Here is a 21,811-nt window from a genome sequence, read left to right as displayed (position 1 = left end):
GCGTTAGCCATCCCGCCGCCACAACGGATGCGCCACCGGATCTTTGCGCCGCCAGAAAAACCGCCGAAACACCTCGCCATAAGACGCAAAATAATAGCCGTCGTTTCGCGAGAGGTAGCGCTCCCGATTGCTGCGAAACAGCTCCGGCAAGCGATACCACGGCATCTTGGGATGCATGTGATGCACCACATGCAGATTGTTGTTCAGGAAAATCCACGACAGCGGCCCGCGATCCTCAATGATCACTGTCCGTCCCCGCGCCCGCTCATGCGCCTGATGCTCCAGAAACGTGCGGATTTTGAGGATCGACAGGGCGGCATAGGCGCAAAACAGATAGGCCCAGACCGGCATCGCCCCAAGAGCGCTCATCCACCAAACGACCAGCATCACCGCAGGCACATGCCACAGCCAGCCGGACAAAACCCGACGATCTCCGCGCCGGATCGCCTGCCAATCGCTGACCATAAAGCAGACCTGCCCGACCAGCGGCCCAACCAACAACCGCCCTACCAGCGTGTTGTTGAACAAGAGCACAGCCTGCCGCCATCTGGGCAAGGACTGCCAGTCCTCGGCGTAAAGATAATTGCTCTCTGGATCGTCATAAGGATCGGTCAGTTTGCTATCCAAATGATGCGCCAGATGGGTGTCTTGGAACCGCAGGTATGGCACAAACACCCCAATGGCCGGGAACACCAAGGCTGCATTCAGCAATTTGTTTTCAAACGGATGCCCATGCAGCACCTCATGGCTCAGCGAACTGTGCAGCGCCAGCGCGACAATGGTCAGCGCCATGCCCAAAGGCAGCCAAAGCTGCGCCGCCCAAACTGTGCCCAATGCATATAGCCCGTAACAACCTGCTACCAAAAAAAGTGTGGGCCATTCCACTTTGGGCATGTGTCGCTCAGCCATGTTGCCGCCCCCAGCGCACGCGCGACCAAACCCGCTCGTAAATCACATACATGCTGAACCCCAACCCGGTGTTGATCAGTGCCATCTTCCCCCCAAGTGCCGCTGATCCGGTGGCCAAAATCCCCACCACGGACATCGATATGATGCCAATCACATTCCAAATCACCGCTTTCACGATGGAGCGTTTTTGCGTGTCCATTCTGTTGTCCCGTGCCTCAGTCTTCACAGATGTGTTACCGACAAAAAGCACGTTGCAGAATTCTGTATCTGATTAACAAAACTCAGCAGACATGATAATAGTCACCGTATGAGTGAAATTATCGACAAACGCCTGCGTGCAGATCAGTTCCGCAAACGCCTGGCCAGCGCCATGCGCAGTAAGGACACCACCCAGGCCGGCCTGGCCCGCAGCATTGGCGTGGACCGCTCCACCATCAGCCAACTTCTGAAAGACACCGGCGCCCGTCTGCCCAACGCACAGGTGGTGGGCGAATGCGCTGCCGCACTTGGGGTCTCGGCGGATTGGCTGCTATCGCTCACCGACAGGCCCGAAAACACCGCTGACATTCTCGCCAATGCATTGACTGTGACCAAAGCCCCGCGTGCGCTGGTGGATGAACAGATTTTTGCCTGGCATCAGGAAGCCGCGGGTTACAAAATCCGCCACGTGCCGGCGGGTCTGCCGGACATGCTCAAAACCAACGAGATGCTGGATTGGGAATACGCCCCGCACCTTGGCCGGACCACGGAACAGGCGATCAACGCCTCACGCGACCGCCTCAACTGGATGCGAGAGTCGCAATCGGACTATGAAATTGCGCTTCCCATGCACGAGCTTGCGGCCTTTTCCCGTGGCGAAGGCTATTACGCAGGCCTGCCCGAAGATGTGCGCGCCCAGCAATTGGACCACTTCGCAGATCTGAGCGCACAACTTTACCCGCGCTTGCGCCTCTACCTGTTTGATGCGCGGCGGTTGTATTCCAGCCCGATCACCGTCTTTGGCCCCCTGCTCGCCGTACTTTATCTGGGCCGCAATTACCTCGCTTTCCGCGACCGAGAACGCGTGACCAGCTTCACGGAGCACTTCGACGACCTGATCCGCCAGGCAGATGTCACCGCCCGCCAAATCCCGGACCACGTCGCAGCTCTCAAATCCGCCCTCAGACCCTTCATTTGACCCCAAATATCCTGGGGGAGTCACAGCCCCGCTGGGACGGGGGCTAAGCCCCCTAAACCTTCGGGTCCGGGTTCACCGTAAACCCATCCACGGCAATCACCTGCCCGCTCACCAAACGCGCTTTGTCGCTGCACAAAAACACCGCCATCTCCGCCACATCACGCCCCTCCACAAAAGAGCCCAGCGCCGTGCCAGAGGCATAGCCCTCATAAATCGCATCGCGCGTCATGCCTTTTGCCGCCGCCTCACGTTCCAGCACTCCTTCCATACGCGGACCTTCCACCGCACCCGGACAAATCACATTGGCCCGCACACCATGCGGCCCCAACTCCATGGCCAGGGTTTTGGTCAGGCCGATGACCGCCCATTTCGCCGCCGCATAAGGCGCGCGATAAGGATAGCCATATTGCCCTGCCGTGGAGCTTGTCACTACAATCGCCCCCCGCCCCGCCGCTTTCATCATCGGCGCCGCATATTTGGCGGCCAGAAATGCCCCTTCGAGATTGACCGCCACACAGGCCTGCCAATCCTGCAGATTTATTTCTTCCACCGCCGCCGTTGGACCTGCCACACCTGCATTTGCGCAAAGCGCATCCAACCCGCCCCAAGCGTCGTCGATCTCGGAAAACAAAGCGGAAACAGCCACTTCGTCGGTCACATCCAGCTGCGCCCGACGCCACCCTTCAGGCACGTCCGCCAAAGCCGCCGCATCCACATCCGCAACCCAAACCTGCCAGCCGTGCCGTGCAAACACCTCCGCCATGGCGCGCCCAACTCCGGACGCGCCTGCCGTGATTAGAACCCGCCCGCTCACCGCGGCTGCCCCACGTAACGCCCGAGCCCCTCAGGCGCGGGCAACTCCGCCTGCGCCTCGCAGATCATCTTCAGATTGGCAGCAATCTCCGGACTAAACGGCGCCGGCCGCCGCGTCTCAAGGCTCACATGGATCAGGATATGCTCCGCCGTCGCCAGCAGTTTCTCCCCCGCATACATCTCATGCCAAAGGTGCATCTTCTTGCCCTCCGCCATCAGCACGCGGGTTTGTACCTCAATCACGCTGCCCAGATGGGTCTCGTCAATGTGCCGGATATGCGTCTCCGCAGTGAAGAAACTGCCGCCAGTCGCGATGTAGTCCTGATCACATCCAATGATCTCCATCAACCGGTCGCTGGCATCGGCAAAAGCCTGCAGATAGCGGCTTTCGGTCATGTGCCCGTTGTAGTCCAACCAATCCACCGGCACCGCGCGGCGCTGGGTCACAATGGGCAAACTAGGGTCCGCAATATCTGCGGATGTGCGCACCATACCAGCCTCCGCGGACAGCTTTTTGTCATGTTGATTGAGCACCGCGCCAGAGGCAAAATTCTGCGCCTTCAGCGCCCGCATCATCGACACAAGATTGTTGTCCCGAACGCGCTCCATCTCCCGAATGCTCATGTGGCCTGATTGCGCATCACTTTGCCCGGCAATCAATTCCACCAGCTCATCGGTGAACTCCGGCACATCCATCAGCTTGGTCCAGGGCCATTTCAGACAGGGGCCAAACTGCGCCATGAAATGTTTCATGCCCGCTTCACCACCGGCCACGCGGTAGGTGTCAAACAAACCCATCTGCGCCCAGCGAATGCCAAAACCCATGCGGATGGCCTCATCAATCTCTTCCGTGGTCGCAATGCCGTCTTTCACCAACCACAGCGCCTCGCGCCACACCGCCTCAAGGAAGCGATCCGCAATATGCGCATCAATCTCTTTGCGCACATGCAGCGGGAACATGCCCACACCCTTGAGCGTCTCTTTGGCCCGCTCGATCAATTCCGGCGCGTTCTTCTCAGTTGGCACCAGTTCCACCAAAGGCATAAGGTAAACCGGGTTAAATGGATGTGTCACCACAATCTGCTCGGGACGTGAGGCGCAACCCTGCAACTCGCTGGGTTTAAACCCGCTGGTCGAGCTGCCCAGAATGGCCGCAGGCTCACAATGCTCCTGCAACGTTTGATAAACCTTGCGCTTCAGTTCCAACCGCTCCGGCACGCTCTCTTGAATCCAGCTTGCCCCTACAACGGCCTCCGACATGGTCTCATGAAAGCTCAGCCTGCCTTCGGGTGGCAACGCCGTGTCACTCAATCCCGGTAAAGACACCCGCGCATTATCAATCACCTCGCCTATTTTGCGTTCCGCTTCTGGGTCCGGGTCAAACACTTGTACGTCCCAACCATTGAGCAAAAACCGCGCGGCCCAACCGCCGCCGATCACCCCACCGCCAATTATCGCTGCCGTTTTTGTCATGTCATCTCCTGCTTTTTGACTGCCTCAAAAAAGACCCACTAGAAAAAGCACCATGCCAGCACAAAATGCCGCCGAAACTGTTTGACGTTCCGAAAACCGCTTTCGCGCCACGATTGTCGCCAAACTCACAAGCGCCAGAAGGATCGCAGCCGCCATCCCAATTGAGGCAGAAACAATCAGCGGATTGTCCGAAATGGCCGGCTCGTGACCTCCAGCTGCGATCAGACCGAGCGAAAACACCATAATAAGCGCTGACCACAAAATGCCTTTCCACCAAATAGCATCGTACTGAAGATAACTCGTCAAGGCAGCCATCACGCCAACCAATACCGCCAAAGTCAAAACTGCAAACATGAAGAGCATTTTTAGAAAAACGAACAACCCAGAGTAGCTAAATCTACACCTAAGGTCTACCTCAAGCGCATTTTCAACCCCAATCGGTTTGCTCTTCAGACTTGCCTCTGGCGCTGCCTGTCCGTGTCTCCACTTAATTAGCAGAAAACGGGTCGCCGCATGCCCACTCAACATCATAGCGTCCCCTCAAAAGGAGAGCTTACATGACCATCCAGTTTCACCCACTGCCCGACGATCACATTGCCGCCATCCGCAACAGCCGCACCGACGCCTATGGCAACACCGTTGAGGTCGCGATCAGCGATGGAGACGGCATCCCCTGTCGATCCTGTCTGAAAATCACGCCCAAAGGCATGCCCTTCCTGATCCTGGCGCATCGCCCGTTTGAAGGCCAAAACGCCTACACCGAGACCGGCCCGATCTTTTTGTGCGAAGACTGTAGCGGCTCCGCGCCGTCCAGCACCCTGCCCGATATCCTGACTGCACCCAATTACATTGTGCGCGGCTATTCGGCGGACGAACGTATTGTTTACGGCACGGGGCAAGTGACCCCGACCGCAGAAATTGCCGCCTACGCCGAAAACCTGCTCGCCCGCGCAGACATTGCCTTTGTTGATGTGCGCAGCGCGTCCAACAACTGCTTTCTGTGTCGGGTTAAGCCTGCCGAGTGATCCAAGAGTTTTCTTAACGCGCAACACGTGCTGCGGAGGTCGATTTTTCGCACCTCCGCAAAACAGTCGCGATACAGACAACATACCGACGTGTTGCGCGCCTCTGTGCAAACGCCCCAAACCGCCGGTTCCTAAACCAACGAACGCAGCTGTTGCCGCAACGCTCACCCTTGCGGCGCCCGCTTCACCAACCCCAGTTTCTCGCGCACTTCCGCAGGTCCAATCACCCGCGCGCCCATGTTCTCGATGATGGTGCCCGCACGCTCCACAAGCTGCCAGTTCTCGGCCAGCACACCTTTGTCGAGCCACAGGTTGTCTTCCAGCCCAACACGCACATTACCACCCGCCAAAACTGCCGCCGCGACATATGCCATCTGATTGCGCCCCAACGCAAAGGCGCTAAACGTCCAATCGTCCGGCACATTGTTGACCATCGCCATAAAGGTGTTGAGGTCATCCGGTGCGCCCCACGGCACGCCCATGCACAGCTGCACAAGCGCATCCGGCGCCAGAACGCCTTCTTTCACAAGCTCCTTAGCAAACCACAGATGTCCGGTGTCGAAGGCCTCAATCTCGGGCTTAACCCCCAGATCGGTCATCATTTTTCCCATGCTGCGCAACATGCCAGGCGTGTTTGTCATCACATAATCGGCTTCGGCAAAGTTCATCGTGCCGCAATCCAGCGTACAAATCTCCGGCAGGCATTCTGCCACATGCGCGACCCGCTCAGTTGCCCCCACCATATCGGTCCCATCCACCGTGGGCAGCGGGCTTTCCACACCGCCAAACACAATGTCACCGCCCATGCCTGCGGTCAGGTTCAACACCATGTCCACCTCGCTGTCGCGGATGCGATCGGTAACTTCGCGATAGTAACCTAGGTCGCGGCTTGGCGCGCCGGTCTCCGGGTCGCGCACGTGACAATGCACCACTGCCGCGCCGGCCTTGGCGGCTGCAATGGCGCTGTCGGCAATCTGCTTTGGGCTGCGCGGCACATGCGGGCTGCGGTCCTGCGTGCCACCCGATCCGGTCACGGCACAGGTGATGAAAACCTCACGGTTCATTTGCAACGGCATGGCGATTCCTTTCGTGTTCCTTACCCAACCGTACCGCACTTGCCGCGCTATACTTTGCATTGTACGAAGTAGATATGTCTATTTCCGCAGAACCCAGCGTTTTCCGCCACGACCCAGCCCCCTTGAACGTGGCCATTCTGGTGCTGGACGACTGCAACACACTCAGCTTCGCCGCCGCCGTGGACCCCATGCGCGCCGCCAATCGCCGCGCAAGAAAACCTCTGTTTGACTGGCAGTTTTACACCGCCACCGACGCCCCTGCCGCGCTCACAAGTGGATTACAAATCAACGGCTTACCAATTCGCCAACTGTTGCGCTGCGACCTCTTGTTGGTCGTGGCTGGCTTTCGATTGGAAGAGCAAGCCACCCCACGCCTATCGGCCTCCCTGCGACGGCTTTACGCCACCGGCACCACCATCGCCGCCATCGACGGCGGCCCGTGGATTTTGGCTGAAGCGGGGCTATTGGACGGCCACAACGCCACCACTCACTGGGAGGACATCGACAATTTCTCCCAACAATTTCCAAAGGTTACAACACTCCGAGATCGTTTTTGCATCTCCGACCGAATCGCAACATCCGGCGGCGCCAGCCCCTGCATCGACATGATGCTCTACCTGATCGAAACCCGCTACGGCGCGGATCTGGCCCGCCGCGTCAGCAGCGCCTTCCTCTATGATCCCATACCTGCCAGCGCCCAGCGTCCAATCTCCATCCCCCGTGCGATCCACCATCACCCAAAGGTCATTAAGGCGCTGGACCTCATGGGCCAAACTTTGGACGCCCCACTCTCCATCCCGGAAATCGCAACAAAAACAGGGCTTTCCACACGCACCTTGGAACTCAACTTCCAAACCCACCTGCACAAATCCCCGCAAGCGGTCTATCTGACCATGCGCCTCGAGGAAGCCCTGCGCCTCGCCACAGACACGCAAACCCCGGTGCGCGACATCGCCCTTGCGACTGGGTTCAACAGCCCCACCAGCTTCGCCCGTGCCTTCAAAGCCGCACATGGCACCTCTGTACGCGCCCTACGTCGGGCACGCTAACCTCTTCATTTGACTAAAAATATCCTCGCCGAAGGCGAAACCTTTCTAACGCGCCACCGCCAACAAACCGTCCACGTCCAAATGAGCTTCGATGTGATCCGCCAAGCGATCCAACACCGCCTCCACTGTGGCGTCATAGCCCTCATTGCCAACTTCAGCGCCCAATGCCGATAGCCACGCCCGCCGAAATCCGTCGTCCCGAAACATGCCGTGCAGATAGCTGCCAGACACGCGCCCATCCGCGGACACAGCCCCCTCATCGCGCCCATCCACGGTGGCAAACGGCCGTGCCCGATCGCCCCCATCTGTGCGCCCGATGTGGATTTCATAGCCCCGGAACGCCCGCCCGGAGACCACATGCTGCGCGGCGGCTTCCGTCAACCTCTTGTCCGGTGTCATCTCCGTGATCACGTCCAGCAGGCCCAGACCATCCGTCGTGCCAGCCGGTCCTTCGATGCCGCCCGGGTCGCGGACCTCGTGGCCAAGCATCTGATATCCGCCGCAAATCCCCAACACATGCCCTCCGCGCCGCACATGCGCCAGAAGGTCCACATCCCAGCCTTGCTCCCGCAGAAACGCCAGGTCGCCCCGCGTGGATTTGCTGCCTGGAATGATCACCACATCTGTGCCACCCGGAATGGGCTCCCCCGCCCGCAGCATGGTCAGCGACACACCCGGCTCCTGTGCCAGCGGGTCTAGGTCGTCAAAATTTGCAATCCGAGACAGGCCAAGGCAGACCACCTTCAACCCGCCTTCGCGCTCTGCATTTTTGATATCGAGCGCATCTTCAGCCGGTAGTTTCCAAGCCTCGGCAAAATACGGCAGCACCCCAAAGCCCGCCCAGCCGGTCGTGTCTTTAATCAGCTCGTAACCATCATCAAACAAGCTGGGATCACCGCGGAACTTGTTCACAAGGAAGCCCGCCACCAGCGCCGCGTCGTCGTTTGAAATCACCGCCTGCGTGCCAACGATCTGCGCGATCACGCCGCCCCGGTCGATGTCTCCGGCCAAGATCACCGGCACATCTGCGGCCTGCGCAAAGCCCATATTGGCAATATCGCCCTTGCGCAAATTGACTTCCGCCGGGCTGCCCGCGCCCTCAACAACTACCAAATCATTGTTTGATTTCAGACGATTAAAGCTCTCAAGCACGGCTTTCAACAGCTGCGGTTTCAGCTTCGCATATTCCCGCGCCTTCACCGTGGTCAGCCGCTTGCCCTGCACCACAACCTGAGAGCCCACATCGGTCTCCGGCTTCAACAGCACCGGATTCATGTCCACCGTTAACGCTTTGCCACAAGCCAATGCCTGCAACGCCTGCGCCCGGCCAATCTCGCCACCATCGCTGGTAACAGCGGCATTGTTGGACATATTCTGCGGCTTGAACGGTGCCACAGACAGCCCCCGCCGCGCCGCCGCCCGGCACAGCCCGGCCACCAACATCGACTTGCCCACATTGGAGCCAGTGCCTTGAATCATAAGCGCTTTGGTCACGTCACACCTGCTTTGGCAAAAACGCTTCAACCGCCGCTGAGGCGATCACCAGCACGTTGCCATCATCCGGATTGGTCACGTTCATGCCACCAAACACGGCTTTTACTTCGGCCCGCCCGCGTGGCAGCTTTTTGACCAATTCGGTGCAATCCACCTTCTCCGGCTCCTGCACACCAACCGTCACCTGTACCCGCATCTCTTTAGGGTCTTTGCCAAGGGCGGCAAACATCGGGATTGCCGAATGGCGGATCGCATCTTCAATCGCGCGTGCGGCGGCCTTGGTATAGTCCTGACCGTATTGGTCATTGCCCATGCCCATTTCGATGATGAAGCGCTGATCCTTCATGCTGCCACCTCAACATCCAAAGCCACAGAGATCGCGACATTGGCAATCACCGTTGGATTTCCGCCATCGTCGCGCGGCACATCCAAGCCGCCTTTCACAGGCTTTACAGTAACTTGACCGTAAGGAAAGATTTCTGCGATGACTTCTGCGTTGACCTTCTCAGGCTGCTGCACCGCGACGTCGACCGTGATGATCATCTCTGATTTGTCTTTACCAAACAGTTCCGCGAGGTTGATCGAGTTGTGCCATAACGCGTCTTTCACAGCCCGCGAAGCTGCCTCGGTATAGTCCTGCCGCCGCAACGACGAGCCCATGCCAAATTCGGTGAGTAGGCGTTTTACGGCCATCAGAATTCCACCCCGGCCTGCGCCTTGATGCCATCACGGAACGGGTGTTTTACCAAAGTCATTTCGGTCACCAAATCCGCGGCCTCGATCAGCTCCGGCTTGGCATTGCGCCCGGTCAACAAGACATGCGTCATCTCCGGCTTTTCGCTCAGTAGAAAATCGACCACATCATCGATGTTCAGATAATCATTGCGCAACGCGATGTTGATTTCATCGAGCATCACAAACTTGTTCTCCGGATCGCGGATCAACTGCTTTGCCAGCTCCCAGCCCGCCTCGGCTTTGGCAATATCTCTCTCACGGTCCTGCGTCTCCCAGGTAAAGCCTTCACCAGACACGTGAAATTTCACTTCGTCAGCAAAATGCTCTTCCAAAAACGCGCGTTCCCCCGTGGCCATCGCGCCTTTGATAAATTGCACCACGGCCACAGGCATGTCGTGGGCGATACAGCGCATGATCATACCAAAACCAGATGAACTTTTGCCTTTGCCCGGCCCGGTGTGCACCATGATCAGACCCTTTTCCTCGGTCTTGGTGGCCATCATCCGGTCCCGCGCCGCCTTGATTTTGGCCATCTTGGCCTTGTGGCGTTCGTTATGTTCGACGCTATCAGACATACTGCCTCTCCGTTCCGACTTGACTCAGCCGTAATGATTGCCCATTCGGGTGTCGCTGGTTCCTGCTCGTTTAAGCAGGTGAAAAGGGAATGTGAAACGGGCCCAACGTCAAGGCCCAAAGCGCAGCCGCCCCCGCGACCGTGACCGGAGAGGTCCGCCGCAGCCACTGGAACTATCCGGGAAGGCAGGCAGACCACAGGCATTTGATGCCGAGATCCGCAAGCCGGGAGACCTGCCAGCAAAAATGACATAAACCGGACGGGGTGTTTCGGTGTCGGGCTCTCCAAAGATGTCCCGTGTTGCCCCGTCCCTGAAAAGGGACTGAATACCTATGGCTGACGCAACCGCGCCTGTCGAATTGCTTGTCTGCACCACCTGTCGTGCCGGCCAGCCGACCGATGTTGAGGGGCCCCGCCCCGGCACGCAACTGTTTGATGCGCTCAACGCCTCCGATTTGCCTGAGAATGTCACGATCAAAGGCGTGGAATGCTTTTCCAACTGTGATTTTGGCTGTTCCATCACCATTCGCGGCGGTGATGAGCGCTGGACCTACGTCTATGGCAATTTCACCGGCGGAGAGGACGCGGACCTGGTCGCAGATGGTGTCGCCAAATATGCCGCCACCACCGACGGTCTTGTCCCATGGCGCGAACGCTCCACTCATTTCCGCAAAAACTGCATCGCCCGCATTCCCCCTCTGGAGACCGAATAATGAGCACGCTAGAAAAACTCCCCGTCACTGTCATCACCGGCTTTCTGGGCTCCGGCAAAACCACATTGGTGCGCAGCTTGATGCAGAAGCCACAGGGCAAGCGGCTTGCGGTGATTGTAAACGAATTTGGCGACGTGGGCGTGGATGGCGAAATCCTGAAATCCTGCGCCATTCCGGATTGCCCGGCCGAAAATATTCTGGAACTTGCCAACGGCTGTATCTGCTGCACCGTGGCGGATGACTTCATTCCAACCATCGAAGCACTTATGGCGCTGGATCCACGCCCGGAACACATTCTGATTGAGACCTCCGGCCTGGCCCTGCCCAAGCCGCTTCTGAAAGCGTTTGATTGGCCTGATATCCGCTCCAAGATCACCGTGGACGGCGTGATTGCGTTGGCCGATGCCGAGGCTGTGGCTGATGGCCGTTTTGCCACCAACGTCGCCGCTGTGGATGCCCAGCGTGAAGCAGACGAAGGGTTGGACCACGAGACGCCATTATCTGAGGTTTTCCAAGATCAGATCAACTGTGCCGACATCGTGCTGCTGACCAAACCGGACCTCGCCGGACCTGAAGGCACTGCCAAAGCCAAAGATATCGTGTTGAAAGCTGCGCCACGAGCCTTACCAGTTGTGGAAGTGGCCGAGGGCGAAGTGGACCCCCGCGTGATTCTGGGGCTAGAAGCCGCAGCGGAAGACGACATTGATGCCCGCCCGTCCCATCACGAAGATCATCATCACCACCACGATCACGACCATAATCACACAGATGAGCACGGTGACGATCACCACCATCATCACAGCCATGACCACGATCACGACGCCTTCAACAGCATTGTGGTAGATGTGCCGGAACAGTCCGACCCGGCTGCCTTTGCCGCCAAGATCGAGAAAATGGCCAAAGATCAGAACATCTTGCGTGTGAAAGGCTATGCGGCTGTGGCGGGCAAACCCATGCGTTTGCTGGTGCAAGCGGTTGGCGCGCGTGTACGTCATCAATTTGACCGCCCTTGGAAGCCCGAAGAAGGCCGCCAGGGCCGCATGGTCGTGATTGCCGAACAGGGTGACGTAAACGTCGAAGCGATCCGCGCAGCTCTGGTAGACTAAGCCCCATGCACGTAGTCTTTCGCGAAAGCCATGGTCTGGATGAGGCCGACACCCCGATGGATCTGGGTCAAACCCCGGCCGATCTTGTCGTGTTGTCCTTTTCCGACAGTGATCTCGGCGCTTTCGCGGCAGGCTGGCACCGCAGCAATGGCGACTTACCCACGCTGCGGTTGGCCAATCTGACGGCACTCAAACATCCGCTGTCAGTGGACACCTACATCGAACAGACACTTGTTGGTGCAAAAGCCATTCTGATCCGTCTGATTGGCGGGATTTCCTATTGGCAATATGGCATTCAACAGGTGCAGGCCTTGGCGCAGGAAAAAGGCATCGCCTTGGCCGTACTTCCTGCCGACGGACGGCCTGATGAGCGGCTGGACGAAGCCTCCACCCTGCCCGCCTCCACGTTGCATCGCCTAACGCATCTGTGTGACACAGGCGGCGCGATTGCAGCGCAGGCGGCGCTCGCGCAACTCGCTCTGGCAGCAGGGCTTTACGCAAAGCCTGTTATGGGGTCCAAGGCGCTGCCAGATCACGGCGGATGGACGCCGGAAAGTGGCCTGTGCGATCCCTTGGGAAGCCGCGATACTGAAAAGCCGTTGATCGCCCTGACGTTTTATCGCGCATACGTCAGCTCCGCCGACACGGCACCAATTGAGGCGCTGTTTGAGGAATTCCGCGGTCGTGGCTTTGAAGTGATTGGCCTGTTTGCACCGTCTTTGAAAGTTCCGCCCTCCGCGGCATGGCTGGCAGAAACACTCAAAGCGCTGTCCCCGGCTGCCATCGTGAACGCCACATCCTTCTCCGGCAAAGGCGACAGCGGCACCTCGCCACTCGACGCCACGGACGCACCGGTATTTCAGGTCGCGCTTGCAACCTCGCGTAAGAAAGCCTGGGCGGAGTCCGAGCGCGGATTGGCCCCTGCTGATCTCGCCATGCATGTGGTCTTGCCCGAGGTAGACGGTCGCCTGTTTGCAGGGGTGGCGTCGTTCAAAGAACCGGGGAAAAAAGACGAAGCGCTGGAATACTCTCGCTTTGCCCACCGCGCGCTGCCAGAGCGGATTTCTGCAATTGCCGACAAAGTCGAAGGCTGGGTCAATCTCGCCAAGAAACCCAATGCCAACAAGCAGATCGCCTGTGTTCTGAGCACCTACCCCGGCAAAGAGTGGAACATGGCCCATGCCGTTGGACTGGACCCGCTCGCCAGCGTTGACGCCGCTCTTGAGGATTTGAAGGCGGCTGGGTTTCAGACAGCAAGTACCGTCAAACTCGAAGATGCGCTGCTGAGCAAAACCGTCGAGTGGCCGGTAGAGGAGTACCTGTCCGCACTTGCATGGCTACCTGAAGCGCTCCGAAATGACCTGACCGAGGTCTGGGGCAATCCCGAGACCGACCCAACGTTTGCAGACGGCGCTTTCCACTTCAAAGCCACCAAACGCGGCAACGTGTTTGTGGCCCTGCAGCCTGAACGTGGCAGTGACCAGCAGCGCGAAGACGAATACCACGATCTCTCCCGCGTGCCGCGCCACAGCTATGTCGCCTTCTACCTCTGGCTCCGCCATGCACTCAAATCCGACGCGCTGATTCATGTTGGCGCGCACGGCACGCTGGAATGGTTGCCGGGTAAATCCGTGGCGCTTTGCGATGACTGCTGGCCCGAGGCACTCATTCGCGATCTGCCCGTTGTCTACCCGTTTATCGTGAACGATCCCGGCGAGGCCGCGCAGGCCAAACGCCGCATCAACGGACTTACGCTGGGCCATGTTCCGCCGCCGCTCAAGCAGTCTGCCACGCCGGACCGGTTTGCCCGCCTGGAAACCATCCTGGACGAATTCTCCAACGCCGATGGGCTTGATCCCAAACGTCGCGACCGCCTGCAAACCGACATTCGAGACGAAGCCGAAGCGCTTGGTTTGCAAGCGGAATTGGGGCTGGACAACGCGACCTCTTTGGCGGAGGCCATCACCCGCATCGACACCTTTGTCTGTGACATCAAAGAAAGCCAATTTGGCGACGGCTTGCATATCTATGGCCGCACACCACAGACCGCAGGTAGCTTCGACGTTGCTCCCTCTGCCACTGCAGAACGTGATGCGTTGATCAAGGCTCTCGAAGGCAAGCGCATTGAGGCAGGCCCGTCGGGCTCACCTTACCGTGGACGCCATGATGTGCTGCCCACGGGGCGCAACCTCTACACCACCGACCCGCGCTCGGTCCCGTCCCGCTCCGCCTACGCGCAGGGTGTGAAACTCGCCGAAGAACTGGTGCGCCGCCATCTGCAAGAAGAAGGCGACTATCCAAAAAACCTGATTGTGGACCTCTGGGGCTCCGCCACCATGCGCACAGCCGGGGAAGAGTTTGCCATGGCGTTGCATCTCTTGGGCGCGAAACCCGTTTGGGACGAAGGATCTGAGCGTGTGTCCGGTGTGGAAATTCTGCCTATCGCCTTGCTGGAGCGCCCCCGCATCGACGTCACCTTGCGTGTCTCTGGCCTATTCCGTGACGTGTTTCCTACGCTCTCCACCCTGTTTGGCCAAGCTGTGAAAGCCCTCGCAGAACGCGACGAAGCTCCAGATTGGAACCCCTTCGCAGGGCGCATCACCGCGCCGCGCGTCTACGGCCCGGCGCCGGGCAGCTATGGCCTTGGCATGGGGCATGAGATCGAGAATTACTCCGACGAAGGCCGCAAGTCGGCGGGCGAAGCCTGGCTCAACGCCTCCTCCTATGCGCTGGATTCCGGCGACGGCACCAAAGACCTCGACGGCATTCGCGCCCGCGTTGGTGCCGCTGACAGCTTTGTGCACCTGCAAGACCTACCCGAAACCGATATTTTGGTGGCGTCTGATTACGCCGCCCATGAGGCTGGATTTGCCGCTGCGCAGACCATCACCGGTGGTAACGCAAACCTTTATCACATGAACAACACCAACCCGGACAAGCCGCGCGCGCGCAGCCTGACCGAAGAAATCGCCCGCGTGGTACATGCCCGCGCCACCAACCCGGATTGGCTCGCAGGCATGATGCGCCATGGGTTCCGGGGCGGCGCCGAGATTGCCGCAACGCTGGATCACATGGGCGCCTTTGCCAATTTGGCCGGTGCGGTGCCCCCACAACTGTTTGACGCTTTCCACGATGCCACCTTGGGCAACGACGAGATCGTCGCTTTTCTGGAACGCGAAAACCCGCAAGCTTTGGCCGCCATGCGCGACCGCTTTGCCGCGCTGCATGACGCTGGCCTGTGGATCACCCGCCGCAACTCCATTCTCGCAGATCTGGAGCGTGCGTCATGAGCCGCCCGGACGCCAAAGGCTGGTGCCCCGGCGCCTACAAACCCATGATGTCCGGCGACGGGTTGGTGGTGCGCGTGCGCCCTGTTATGGCGCGATTGGCGCAAGAACAGGTTTTGGGTTTGTGCGAAACTGCGGAGGCGTATGGCTCGGGTTTGATCGACTTGACGAGCCGCGCCAACTTGCAAATTCGCGGCGTCAAAGAAGCGGATCACGAGGCGGTTTTGGCGGCGCTGCACCACCTCGACCTGCTGCCAGATAATCCAGCTTTAGAAGGCCGCCGCAATATCCTGATCCCGCCGCTGTGGCAGGACGGTGATGATACATACCGCGTGGCTACCGAATTGGTGGCCCGCCTTGGTGAACTCCCTGGCCTACCACCGAAAATGGGCTATGCCATCGACCTGCAAGGCGGCCCGCAACTCTCTAACAAGTCAGCCGACTTCCGCATTGAGCGTGACACCAATGGCGGCCTAATTTTACGAGCAGACGGCGCCTCTCGCGGACGCGTGGTGACTGTTGACAACGCCGTTGACGCGCTTCTGGATATGGCGCGTTGGTTTGTCGACACCAATGGCCCTGCCCGCCGTCGCATGGCGGCGCATGTGGCGCTTTCACCGTTGCCAGCGGAATGGCAAGCTGTGCCACCCGCCGCCTCACAAAAGCCTACTGAGCCTGGAAACACACCATTAGGCGCGATGTTTGGCGTGGCGTTTGGTCAAATCGAAGCGGCGCAACTGGCCCATTTGGTCACAGCGACCAAGGCAGAGGCCATGCGCGTGACACCCTGGCGGTTGTTCCTTTTGGAGGCTGCAGAGATGGCGGATACCGAAGCCTTCATCACCGACACGCACGATCCACTGCTGCACGTCGACGCTTGCCCCGGTGCGCCTTTGTGCAACTCCGCCACCGTGGAAACCCGCCAACTTGCGCGCCAATTGGCCAGCCAACTGCCAGCACCTCTGCATGTCTCTGGCTGTGCCAAAGGCTGCGCCCTGCCGCGCCCCTGTGCGACAACATTGGTCGGCAACAGTGGCGCATTTGATCTTGTGAAAAATGGCCGCCCATGGGATGCGCCTGTGAAAACCGGCCTTTCGCCGGACATCTTGCTTGAAGCCCGAGGAGAGCTTTAGTGCCCTACGAATATGAAAAAAACGGTCAGGCGATCTATGACGAAAGCTTCGCCACCATCCGGCGTGAGGCCGCGCTGAACGGCTTTGACAAAGACGAAGAGCAAGTTGTGGTGCGCATGATCCACGCTGCAGGCATGGTTGGATTGGAACAGCACGTGAAATTCACCCCTGGCATGGTCGCGACTGCCCGCAAAGCCATGGAAGACGGGGCTCCAATCTTCTGTGATGCGCGCATGGTCAGCGAAGGCGTGACCCGCCCCCGCCTGCCGGCGGACAACGAAGTGATCTGCACCCTACATGCCGAGGGCATCTATGAGATGGCTGCCAAGATCGGTAACACCCGCTCCGCCGCCGCGCTGGAACATTGGCGTGACAAATTGGGCGGCGCCATTGTGGCCATTGGCAACGCGCCCACCGCGCTCTTTCACCTGTTGAACATGCTCGAAGATCCAGACTGCCCGCGCCCAGCCGCCATCATCGGCTGCCCGGTGGGTTTTGTTGGCGCGATGGAAAGCAAAGATGCGCTTTGGAATGACCAACCGGTGCCCTGCATGATTGTCGAAGGTCGCCTTGGCGGCTCCGCCATGACTGTGGCTGCCATCAACGCAATTGCGAGCCGCAAAGAATGACCCAGAGCGGAACGATTTACGGCGTCGGGCTTGGCCCTGGCGATCCCGACCTGATGAGCGTGCGCTCGCACCGTCTCATTACCAATGCCAAACACGTGGCTTTCTTCCGCAAAGCCGGTCGCAAAGGTCAGGCGCGCGCGATTGTCGATGGCATGCTGCCTGAGACAGCGATTGAGTTCCCGATGGAATACCCGGTCACCACGGAAATCTCCGTGCATGACCCACGCTACAATGAGGCCCTGTCAGCATTCTATGAAGAGGTCACGCAACACCTGATCGCGCTGGCCAATTCCGGCGAAGACGTTGTGGTGCTCTGTGAAGGTGACCCATTTTTCTACGGATCTTTTATGCACATCTACGCCCGCGTACGTGATGTTGTTCCGACCCATGTTGTGCCTGCCATTACCGGTATGTCCGGTGCGTGGACTGCCACCGAGGCCCCCATCACCTGGGGTGACGACGTGCTGACCGTGCTGATGGGCACGCTGGATGAGGAAAAGCTCACCCGCCACATGGCTGACACCGACGCTTTGGTGGTGATGAAAATTGGCTCCAACTACGACAAGGTCATCCGCGCATTAAAAGCGTCAAATCGCTTTGACGAAGCGTGGCTGGTACAGTTTGCCACCATGCAGAAACAGAGCGTGAAAAAGCTGTCAGAAACCACGGATCACGGCACGCCGTATTTCTCGATCATCGTGGTACATGGCCAAGGACGACGCCCGTGAGCGGCTGGGTTCAGATTGTGGGCATCGGCCCGGGTGACGATGCGCTTGTCACACCACAGGTGCAGGCAGCTTTGGCCGAAGCCACGGATGCGGTTGGGTATATTCCCTATGTGGAACGTGTGGCGCAAAACCCGAACCTGACCTTGCACCCGTCTGACAACCGTGTGGAAATTGACCGCTCCCGCCACGCATTGGAAATGGCCTCTCAAGGCAAACGTGTGGCGGTGGTCAGCTCCGGTGACCCTGGTGTGTTTGCAATGGCTGCTGCCGTTTTTGAGGCGGTGGAGCATGGTGACCCCGCTTGGCGCAATCTCGACATTCGCGTGCTGCCGGGCATCACCGCCATGTTGGCAGCCTCTGCCGCTTGCGGCGCGCCATTGGGCCACGATTTTTGTGCCATCAACCTCAGCGACAATCTGAAACCATGGGAGCTGATCGACAAACGTCTGCGTCTTGCTGCTGAAGCCGATTTTGCCATGGCGTTTTACAATCCACGCTCCAAGTCCCGCCCGGAAGGCTTTGAAAAAGCGCTAAAAACGCTCAAGGAAAGCTGCGGCGACAACCGCCCGATGATCTTTGCCCGCAACGTCTCACGCCCAGACCAAACGATCAAGATTGTGCCTTTGCAAGAGACCACACCGGACATGGCCGACATGCGCACAGTTGTGATTTTGGGCTCCAGTCAAACTCGTATTATCGAGCGAGACGGTGTCCCAATGGTGTACACACCGCGTTCGGTGGATGGATAGGTGACTCCGCAGGCCGATCAGACGACGGAACAGCGCAGCCAATTGCGGCTGCACCTGTCAGCCTGCGAGCCAATCCAATACCGCCTCAGCCGTCGCAACGTCATCGCGGGGCGGAAGCGCGGGCCGATCAATCATAATCACCGGCAGACCCAAGTCTCGCGCTGCGGTCAATTTGGCTTCTGCGCCAACGCCGCCCGCGTTTTTGCAGACCACAACCTCGATGCCGTGCTCCCGCATCAGCGCGCGATCTCCCGCCACGTCAAACGGTCCCCGTGCCACAACAACCGTGTGGTGGGGCAACTCCGGCGTGACTTCAGGCTGATCCACAAGGCGCAGAACAAAGTGATGCTGGGGCTGCGCGGCAAAGGCGGGCACGTTCAATTTGCCCAGCGCCAAAAGCACGCGTTTGGCCTCCCCCGCCAAGGCATCCACAGCCCCGTCAATATCCGCCACATGTCTCCAGTGATCTCCGGCTTGCGCCTGCCAAGCCGGACGGGTCAACGCGACCAAATCTGTGCCAACCTGCCGACAGGCCTCGAACGCGTTCCAGCTCATCTGCGCGGCAAAGGGGTGCGTGGCGTCCACCACATGGGTGATGTTATGCTCTTGCAAATACTGGACCAATCCAGCCACACCACCAAAGCCACCCACCCGTGTGGGCAACGGCTGTGCCTTAGGGCTGGCCACACGTCCGGCGTAGGAAAACACGGCCTCAACGCCGTGCGCCGCCAAGGTGCGCGCCAACAGGCTGGCCTCGGTTGTGCCACCGAGAAGAAGGAGTTTTGGCGCCATGTCTGAAAATCCGTGGTTGACCATTGTTGGTTTGGGCGAAGATGGCCCAGATGGCCTGTCGCCCGCAAGCCGCAAAGCGCTTGAAGACGCTGAGGTGGTCATGGGCGCAGAACGGCATCTGTCGCTGTTGCCAGACCTATCGGCAGAGCTCATCACATGGCCCGTGCCATTTACTGACGGCATTCCGCTGCTGCTGCAAAACCGCGGCCGCAAAACCGTGGCTCTGGCCTCTGGCGATCCTTTCTGGCATGGCGCAGGCACCTCACTGACCAAACACCTAGACAGAGGTGAGTGGCTCACTTTGCCCGCGCCATCCACCATGTCACTCGCCGCTGCCGCCTTGGGCTGGCCGCTAGAAAGCACCACCACGCTTGGTCTACACGCCGCGCCTTTTGCGCGCCTACGCCCCCATTTGGCAAAAGGGCAACGCGCCATTGTTACCCTACGCGATGGAGAGGCTGCGCCAGCTTTGGCCTCATGGCTCACGGAGATTGGGTTTGGCGCAAGCACGCTGCATGTGCTCGAAGCCCTTGGCGGCCCCCGTCAACGTATCCGTGAGGCACGCGCGGACAGCTTTGATATCAAAGGCATCCAACATCCCGTCTGCGTTGCCATCGATGCCTGTGGTGGCCCAGCGCTCACCTCAGTGGGTGGCAAGGACGACAGCTTCTTTGACAACGACGGCCAAATCACCAAGCGCCCGATCCGTGCACTGACCCTCTCCGCTCTGGCCCCTCTGCCCGGTGAACACCTTTGGGACATCGGCGGCGGCTCTGGTTCCATTGCCATCGAGTGGCTGTTGGCACATCCCACCACACAAGCGACCTCCGTCGAAGTTGACCCAACCCGTGCACAACGCATTGCCCAAAATGCGGCCGGCCTTGGTGCGGACCGCCTCTCTGTCGTCACCGGCGCAGCGCCGGACGCCCTAAAAGACCTGCCCGCGCCGGACGCCGTGTTCATCGGCGGCGGTATTTCCGAAGAGATGCTGCGAACCGTCTGGGTCAAACTGCCGGAAAGCGCGCGTCTTGTGGCCAATGCGGTCACGTTAGAAGCCGAAGTTCTGCTCGCCAATTGGCACGCGAACAAAGGCGGCGACCTCTTGCGCATCGAACTGGCGCAATCTAAGCCATTGGGCCGCAAGCGGGGCTGGAAGTCCAGCTATCCCATCCTGCAGTGGAGTGTACAGAAATGATCGTCGCCGGTTTTGGATTTCGCGCCTCTGCAACAGAGGACAGCCTGCGGGATGCGCTTGCGTTAACGGCAGTCGCCAATGTCGACGCCATCGCTACACCTGCCGACAAGGCGCAAAGCATCACGCTGCAAGCCTTTGCCAAAGCACACAACTTGCCAGTGCTAGAAATTGACACCAGCGCAATGCAAGCGGTTGAGACGCAGACCCAATCCGCCAAAGTACACGAAAAACGCGGCACCGGCTCTGTGGCCGAAGCTTGCGCCTTGGCTGCACTAATCGACAATGCCAAACTCACCACCCCGCGAGTCGTCTCCGCCGACCGCCTAGCCACCTGCGCCATCGCGCAAGGAGAGCCAAAATGACTGTTCATTTCATAGGCGCAGGCCCCGGTGCCGCCGACCTACTGACACTGCGTGGCCGCGATCTGATCGCCGATTGCCCTGTTTGTCTCTACGCAGGCTCTTTGGTGCCGGAAGCGATCCTGTCACACTGCCCGGACAACGCTCGTGTGATCAACACTGCCCCGCTGGACCTCGACGCCATCGTAGCTGAGTGCAAAGCCGCCCATGACGCGGGCCAAGACGTCGCTCGCCTACATTCCGGCGACCTGTCGGTTTGGTCCGCCATGGGCGAGCAAATCCGCCGCCTGAAAGCCGAAGGCATTCCCGTGTCCGTTACGCCCGGCGTGCCTAGTTTTGCTGCCGCCGCCGCGGCTTTGCAAACGGAGTTGACCCTGCCTGGCCTCGCACAATCCGTCGTGCTGACCCGCACACCTGGCCGTGCTTCCACCATGCCAGAAGGGGAAACCCTCACCAACTTCGCCGCCACCGGCGCGACATTGGCAATCCACCTGTCGATTGGCAATCTGGACAATGTAATCGCGGATCTCACACCAGCCTACGGCGCAGGCTGTCCTGTGGCCGTGGTCTACCGCGCCAGCTGGCCAGACCAGCAGGTCATCCGCACCACATTGGCCAGCCTAAAAGACGACGTAACTGAAAACATCACCCGCACCGCGCTGATCCTTGTGGGCCCAGCACTGGCCGGTGAGGGCTTTGATGAAAGCTGCCTCTACGCCACCGAATATGACCGCCGCTACCGTCCTCAGACCGCAGACAGCCCGTGGTCGAGCTGGCAACACGGCGATGACTAAA

Annotated in this window: 24 protein-coding genes and 1 riboswitch; of the genes, 13 read left to right on the top strand and 11 right to left on the bottom strand. The window is 59.3% G+C overall.

What is annotated here, in order from left to right:
- Nucleotides 1–3: 3 nt before the first annotated feature.
- Both Q0955_RS02150 and Q0955_RS02145 read right to left on the bottom strand, forming a co-directional pair.
- Complete coding sequence (locus tag Q0955_RS02150) at nt 4–909, bottom strand: fatty acid desaturase (protein ID WP_299419286.1); 906 nt, start codon at nt 907–909, stop codon at nt 4–6.
- The gene (locus Q0955_RS02145; protein ID WP_299419284.1) at nt 902–1,108 is read right to left on the bottom strand and encodes a DUF2061 domain-containing protein; all 207 of its coding nucleotides are present in this window, start codon (nt 1,106–1,108) and stop codon (nt 902–904) included. The genes Q0955_RS02150 and Q0955_RS02145 overlap by 8 nt, the downstream gene beginning before the upstream one ends.
- 108 nt (nt 1,109–1,216) lie before the next feature.
- Here Q0955_RS02145 and Q0955_RS02140 point away from each other — a divergent pair, with 108 nt between their 5' ends.
- Nucleotides 1,217–2,086, top strand: a complete 870-nt coding sequence (locus tag Q0955_RS02140; protein WP_299419281.1) for a helix-turn-helix transcriptional regulator — start codon at nt 1,217–1,219, stop codon at nt 2,084–2,086.
- 52 nt (nt 2,087–2,138) lie between these two features.
- Here Q0955_RS02140 and Q0955_RS02135 read toward each other — a convergent pair whose 3' ends face one another.
- Genes Q0955_RS02135 through Q0955_RS02125 form a run of 3 tightly spaced genes read right to left on the bottom strand, consistent with a single transcriptional unit; the run spans nt 2,139 to nt 4,903 of the window.
- Nucleotides 2,139–2,900 (bottom strand): SDR family NAD(P)-dependent oxidoreductase, encoded by a 762-nt coding sequence (locus Q0955_RS02135; protein ID WP_299419278.1) that lies wholly within the window; start codon nt 2,898–2,900, stop codon nt 2,139–2,141.
- On the bottom strand, nt 2,897–4,372 hold the full coding sequence (locus Q0955_RS02130; RefSeq protein WP_299419276.1) for a carnitine 3-dehydrogenase: 1,476 nt from the start codon (nt 4,370–4,372) through the stop codon (nt 2,897–2,899). Before Q0955_RS02130 ends, Q0955_RS02135 begins: the two co-directional genes overlap by 4 nt.
- A gap of 24 nt (nt 4,373–4,396) precedes the next feature.
- Nucleotides 4,397–4,903: a hypothetical protein gene (locus Q0955_RS02125; protein ID WP_299419274.1), complete on the bottom strand. Its 507-nt coding sequence runs from the start codon at nt 4,901–4,903 to the stop codon at nt 4,397–4,399.
- A gap of 26 nt (nt 4,904–4,929) precedes the next feature.
- Here Q0955_RS02125 and Q0955_RS02120 point away from each other — a divergent pair, with 26 nt between their 5' ends.
- Nucleotides 4,930–5,397, top strand: coding sequence for a DUF1203 domain-containing protein (locus Q0955_RS02120; protein ID WP_299419273.1), 468 nt, complete (start codon nt 4,930–4,932; stop codon nt 5,395–5,397).
- Nucleotides 5,398–5,561: 164 nt separating this feature from the next.
- Here the strand turns inward: Q0955_RS02120 and Q0955_RS02115 are convergent, their stop codons facing one another.
- The gene (locus tag Q0955_RS02115) at nt 5,562–6,473 is read right to left on the bottom strand and encodes a 3-keto-5-aminohexanoate cleavage protein (RefSeq protein ID WP_299419271.1); all 912 of its coding nucleotides are present in this window, start codon (nt 6,471–6,473) and stop codon (nt 5,562–5,564) included.
- Between the two features lie 74 nt (nt 6,474–6,547).
- Between Q0955_RS02115 and Q0955_RS02110 the strand changes: the two genes are divergently transcribed.
- On the top strand, nt 6,548–7,522 hold the full coding sequence (locus tag Q0955_RS02110) for a GlxA family transcriptional regulator (protein WP_299419269.1): 975 nt from the start codon (nt 6,548–6,550) through the stop codon (nt 7,520–7,522).
- A 45-nt stretch (nt 7,523–7,567) separates the two neighbouring features.
- Here the strand turns inward: Q0955_RS02110 and Q0955_RS02105 are convergent, their stop codons facing one another.
- The 4 genes from Q0955_RS02105 to cobO are packed head-to-tail and all read right to left on the bottom strand — an operon-like array spanning nt 7,568 to nt 10,326.
- A complete protein-coding gene (locus Q0955_RS02105) occupies nt 7,568–9,016 on the bottom strand; it encodes a cobyric acid synthase (protein WP_299419268.1) in 1,449 nt (482 codons plus the stop codon).
- A gap of 1 nt (nt 9,017) precedes the next feature.
- Nucleotides 9,018–9,362, bottom strand: coding sequence for a Lin0512 family protein (locus Q0955_RS02100; RefSeq protein ID WP_299419266.1), 345 nt, complete (start codon nt 9,360–9,362; stop codon nt 9,018–9,020).
- Nucleotides 9,359–9,709, bottom strand: coding sequence for a Lin0512 family protein (locus tag Q0955_RS02095; RefSeq protein WP_299419263.1), 351 nt, complete (start codon nt 9,707–9,709; stop codon nt 9,359–9,361). Before Q0955_RS02095 ends, Q0955_RS02100 begins: the two co-directional genes overlap by 4 nt.
- The gene (cobO, locus tag Q0955_RS02090) at nt 9,709–10,326 is read right to left on the bottom strand and encodes a cob(I)yrinic acid a,c-diamide adenosyltransferase (RefSeq protein ID WP_299419261.1); all 618 of its coding nucleotides are present in this window, start codon (nt 10,324–10,326) and stop codon (nt 9,709–9,711) included. Before cobO ends, Q0955_RS02095 begins: the two co-directional genes overlap by 1 nt.
- A 39-nt stretch (nt 10,327–10,365) precedes the next feature.
- Nucleotides 10,366–10,581: riboswitch (cobalamin riboswitch) on the top strand.
- A 76-nt stretch (nt 10,582–10,657) separates the two neighbouring features.
- Here cobO and Q0955_RS02085 point away from each other — a divergent pair.
- The 7 genes from Q0955_RS02085 to cobJ are packed head-to-tail and all read left to right on the top strand — an operon-like array spanning nt 10,658 to nt 18,670.
- The gene (locus Q0955_RS02085; RefSeq protein ID WP_299419258.1) at nt 10,658–11,038 is read left to right on the top strand and encodes a DUF1636 domain-containing protein; all 381 of its coding nucleotides are present in this window, start codon (nt 10,658–10,660) and stop codon (nt 11,036–11,038) included.
- The gene (cobW, locus tag Q0955_RS02080; protein ID WP_299419256.1) at nt 11,038–12,144 is read left to right on the top strand and encodes a cobalamin biosynthesis protein CobW; all 1,107 of its coding nucleotides are present in this window, start codon (nt 11,038–11,040) and stop codon (nt 12,142–12,144) included. The genes Q0955_RS02085 and cobW overlap by 1 nt, the downstream gene beginning before the upstream one ends.
- 5 nt (nt 12,145–12,149) lie before the next feature.
- Nucleotides 12,150–15,434: a cobaltochelatase subunit CobN gene (cobN, locus tag Q0955_RS02075; protein WP_299419253.1), complete on the top strand. Its 3,285-nt coding sequence runs from the start codon at nt 12,150–12,152 to the stop codon at nt 15,432–15,434.
- Nucleotides 15,431–16,564 carry a precorrin-3B synthase gene (gene cobG / locus Q0955_RS02070; RefSeq protein ID WP_299419251.1) on the top strand — a complete coding sequence of 378 codons (1,134 nt, stop codon included), beginning with the start codon at nt 15,431–15,433 and terminating at the stop codon, nt 16,562–16,564. Before cobN ends, cobG begins: the two co-directional genes overlap by 4 nt.
- On the top strand, nt 16,564–17,193 hold the full coding sequence (locus Q0955_RS02065; RefSeq protein WP_299419248.1) for a precorrin-8X methylmutase: 630 nt from the start codon (nt 16,564–16,566) through the stop codon (nt 17,191–17,193). The genes cobG and Q0955_RS02065 overlap by 1 nt, the downstream gene beginning before the upstream one ends.
- Nucleotides 17,190–17,921 carry a precorrin-2 C(20)-methyltransferase gene (gene cobI / locus Q0955_RS02060; protein ID WP_299419245.1) on the top strand — a complete coding sequence of 244 codons (732 nt, stop codon included), beginning with the start codon at nt 17,190–17,192 and terminating at the stop codon, nt 17,919–17,921. Before Q0955_RS02065 ends, cobI begins: the two co-directional genes overlap by 4 nt.
- Entirely contained in the window at nt 17,918–18,670 is a 753-nt protein-coding gene (gene cobJ / locus Q0955_RS02055) for a precorrin-3B C(17)-methyltransferase (RefSeq protein ID WP_299419243.1), read from the top strand. The genes cobI and cobJ overlap by 4 nt, the downstream gene beginning before the upstream one ends.
- A 57-nt stretch (nt 18,671–18,727) precedes the next feature.
- On the opposite strand, the gene Q0955_RS02050 is transcribed toward cobJ, so the two are convergent.
- Nucleotides 18,728–19,462, bottom strand: coding sequence for a cobalt-precorrin-6A reductase (locus Q0955_RS02050; protein WP_299419240.1), 735 nt, complete (start codon nt 19,460–19,462; stop codon nt 18,728–18,730).
- On the opposite strand from Q0955_RS02050, the gene cbiE reads away from it, so the two are divergent.
- The 3 genes from cbiE to cobM are packed head-to-tail and all read left to right on the top strand — an operon-like array spanning nt 19,461 to nt 21,810.
- Entirely contained in the window at nt 19,461–20,657 is a 1,197-nt protein-coding gene (gene cbiE / locus Q0955_RS02045; RefSeq protein WP_299419237.1) for a precorrin-6y C5,15-methyltransferase (decarboxylating) subunit CbiE, read from the top strand. The genes Q0955_RS02050 and cbiE overlap by 2 nt on opposite strands.
- On the top strand, nt 20,654–21,019 hold the full coding sequence (locus tag Q0955_RS02040) for a cobalamin biosynthesis protein (RefSeq protein WP_299419235.1): 366 nt from the start codon (nt 20,654–20,656) through the stop codon (nt 21,017–21,019). Before cbiE ends, Q0955_RS02040 begins: the two co-directional genes overlap by 4 nt.
- On the top strand, nt 21,016–21,810 hold the full coding sequence (gene cobM / locus Q0955_RS02035) for a precorrin-4 C(11)-methyltransferase (protein ID WP_299419233.1): 795 nt from the start codon (nt 21,016–21,018) through the stop codon (nt 21,808–21,810). Before Q0955_RS02040 ends, cobM begins: the two co-directional genes overlap by 4 nt.
- Nucleotide 21,811 lies beyond the last annotated feature (1 nt).

This window comes from uncultured Shimia sp. (genome assembly GCF_947493595.1).
In the GTDB taxonomy this organism is placed as follows: domain Bacteria; phylum Pseudomonadota; class Alphaproteobacteria; order Rhodobacterales; family Rhodobacteraceae; genus Shimia.
This window is presented reverse-complemented; position numbering and strand designations above follow the sequence as displayed.

Coding starts and splice junctions, on each gene's coding strand:
- Q0955_RS02150 (WP_299419286.1), bottom strand. CDS start 909: ATGGCTGAGCGACACATGCCCAAAGTGGAATGGCCCACACTTTTTTTG.
- Q0955_RS02145 (WP_299419284.1), bottom strand. CDS start 1,108: ATGGACACGCAAAAACGCTCCATCGTGAAAGCGGTGATTTGGAATGTG.
- Q0955_RS02140 (WP_299419281.1), top strand. CDS start 1,217: ATGAGTGAAATTATCGACAAACGCCTGCGTGCAGATCAGTTCCGCAAA.
- Q0955_RS02130 (WP_299419276.1), bottom strand. CDS start 4,372: ATGACAAAAACGGCAGCGATAATTGGCGGTGGGGTGATCGGCGGCGGT.
- Q0955_RS02125 (WP_299419274.1), bottom strand. CDS start 4,903: ATGATGTTGAGTGGGCATGCGGCGACCCGTTTTCTGCTAATTAAGTGG.
- Q0955_RS02120 (WP_299419273.1), top strand. CDS start 4,930: ATGACCATCCAGTTTCACCCACTGCCCGACGATCACATTGCCGCCATC.
- Q0955_RS02115 (WP_299419271.1), bottom strand. CDS start 6,473: ATGCCGTTGCAAATGAACCGTGAGGTTTTCATCACCTGTGCCGTGACC.
- Q0955_RS02110 (WP_299419269.1), top strand. CDS start 6,548: ATGTCTATTTCCGCAGAACCCAGCGTTTTCCGCCACGACCCAGCCCCC.
- Q0955_RS02100 (WP_299419266.1), bottom strand. CDS start 9,362: ATGAAGGATCAGCGCTTCATCATCGAAATGGGCATGGGCAATGACCAA.
- Q0955_RS02095 (WP_299419263.1), bottom strand. CDS start 9,709: ATGGCCGTAAAACGCCTACTCACCGAATTTGGCATGGGCTCGTCGTTG.
- cobO (WP_299419261.1), bottom strand. CDS start 10,326: ATGTCTGATAGCGTCGAACATAACGAACGCCACAAGGCCAAGATGGCC.
- Q0955_RS02085 (WP_299419258.1), top strand. CDS start 10,658: ATGGCTGACGCAACCGCGCCTGTCGAATTGCTTGTCTGCACCACCTGT.
- cobW (WP_299419256.1), top strand. CDS start 11,038: ATGAGCACGCTAGAAAAACTCCCCGTCACTGTCATCACCGGCTTTCTG.
- cobN (WP_299419253.1), top strand. CDS start 12,150: ATGCACGTAGTCTTTCGCGAAAGCCATGGTCTGGATGAGGCCGACACC.
- cobG (WP_299419251.1), top strand. CDS start 15,431: ATGAGCCGCCCGGACGCCAAAGGCTGGTGCCCCGGCGCCTACAAACCC.
- cobI (WP_299419245.1), top strand. CDS start 17,190: ATGACCCAGAGCGGAACGATTTACGGCGTCGGGCTTGGCCCTGGCGAT.
- cbiE (WP_299419237.1), top strand. CDS start 19,461: ATGTCTGAAAATCCGTGGTTGACCATTGTTGGTTTGGGCGAAGATGGC.
- Q0955_RS02050 (WP_299419240.1), bottom strand. CDS start 19,462: ATGGCGCCAAAACTCCTTCTTCTCGGTGGCACAACCGAGGCCAGCCTG.
- Q0955_RS02040 (WP_299419235.1), top strand. CDS start 20,654: ATGATCGTCGCCGGTTTTGGATTTCGCGCCTCTGCAACAGAGGACAGC.
- cobM (WP_299419233.1), top strand. CDS start 21,016: ATGACTGTTCATTTCATAGGCGCAGGCCCCGGTGCCGCCGACCTACTG.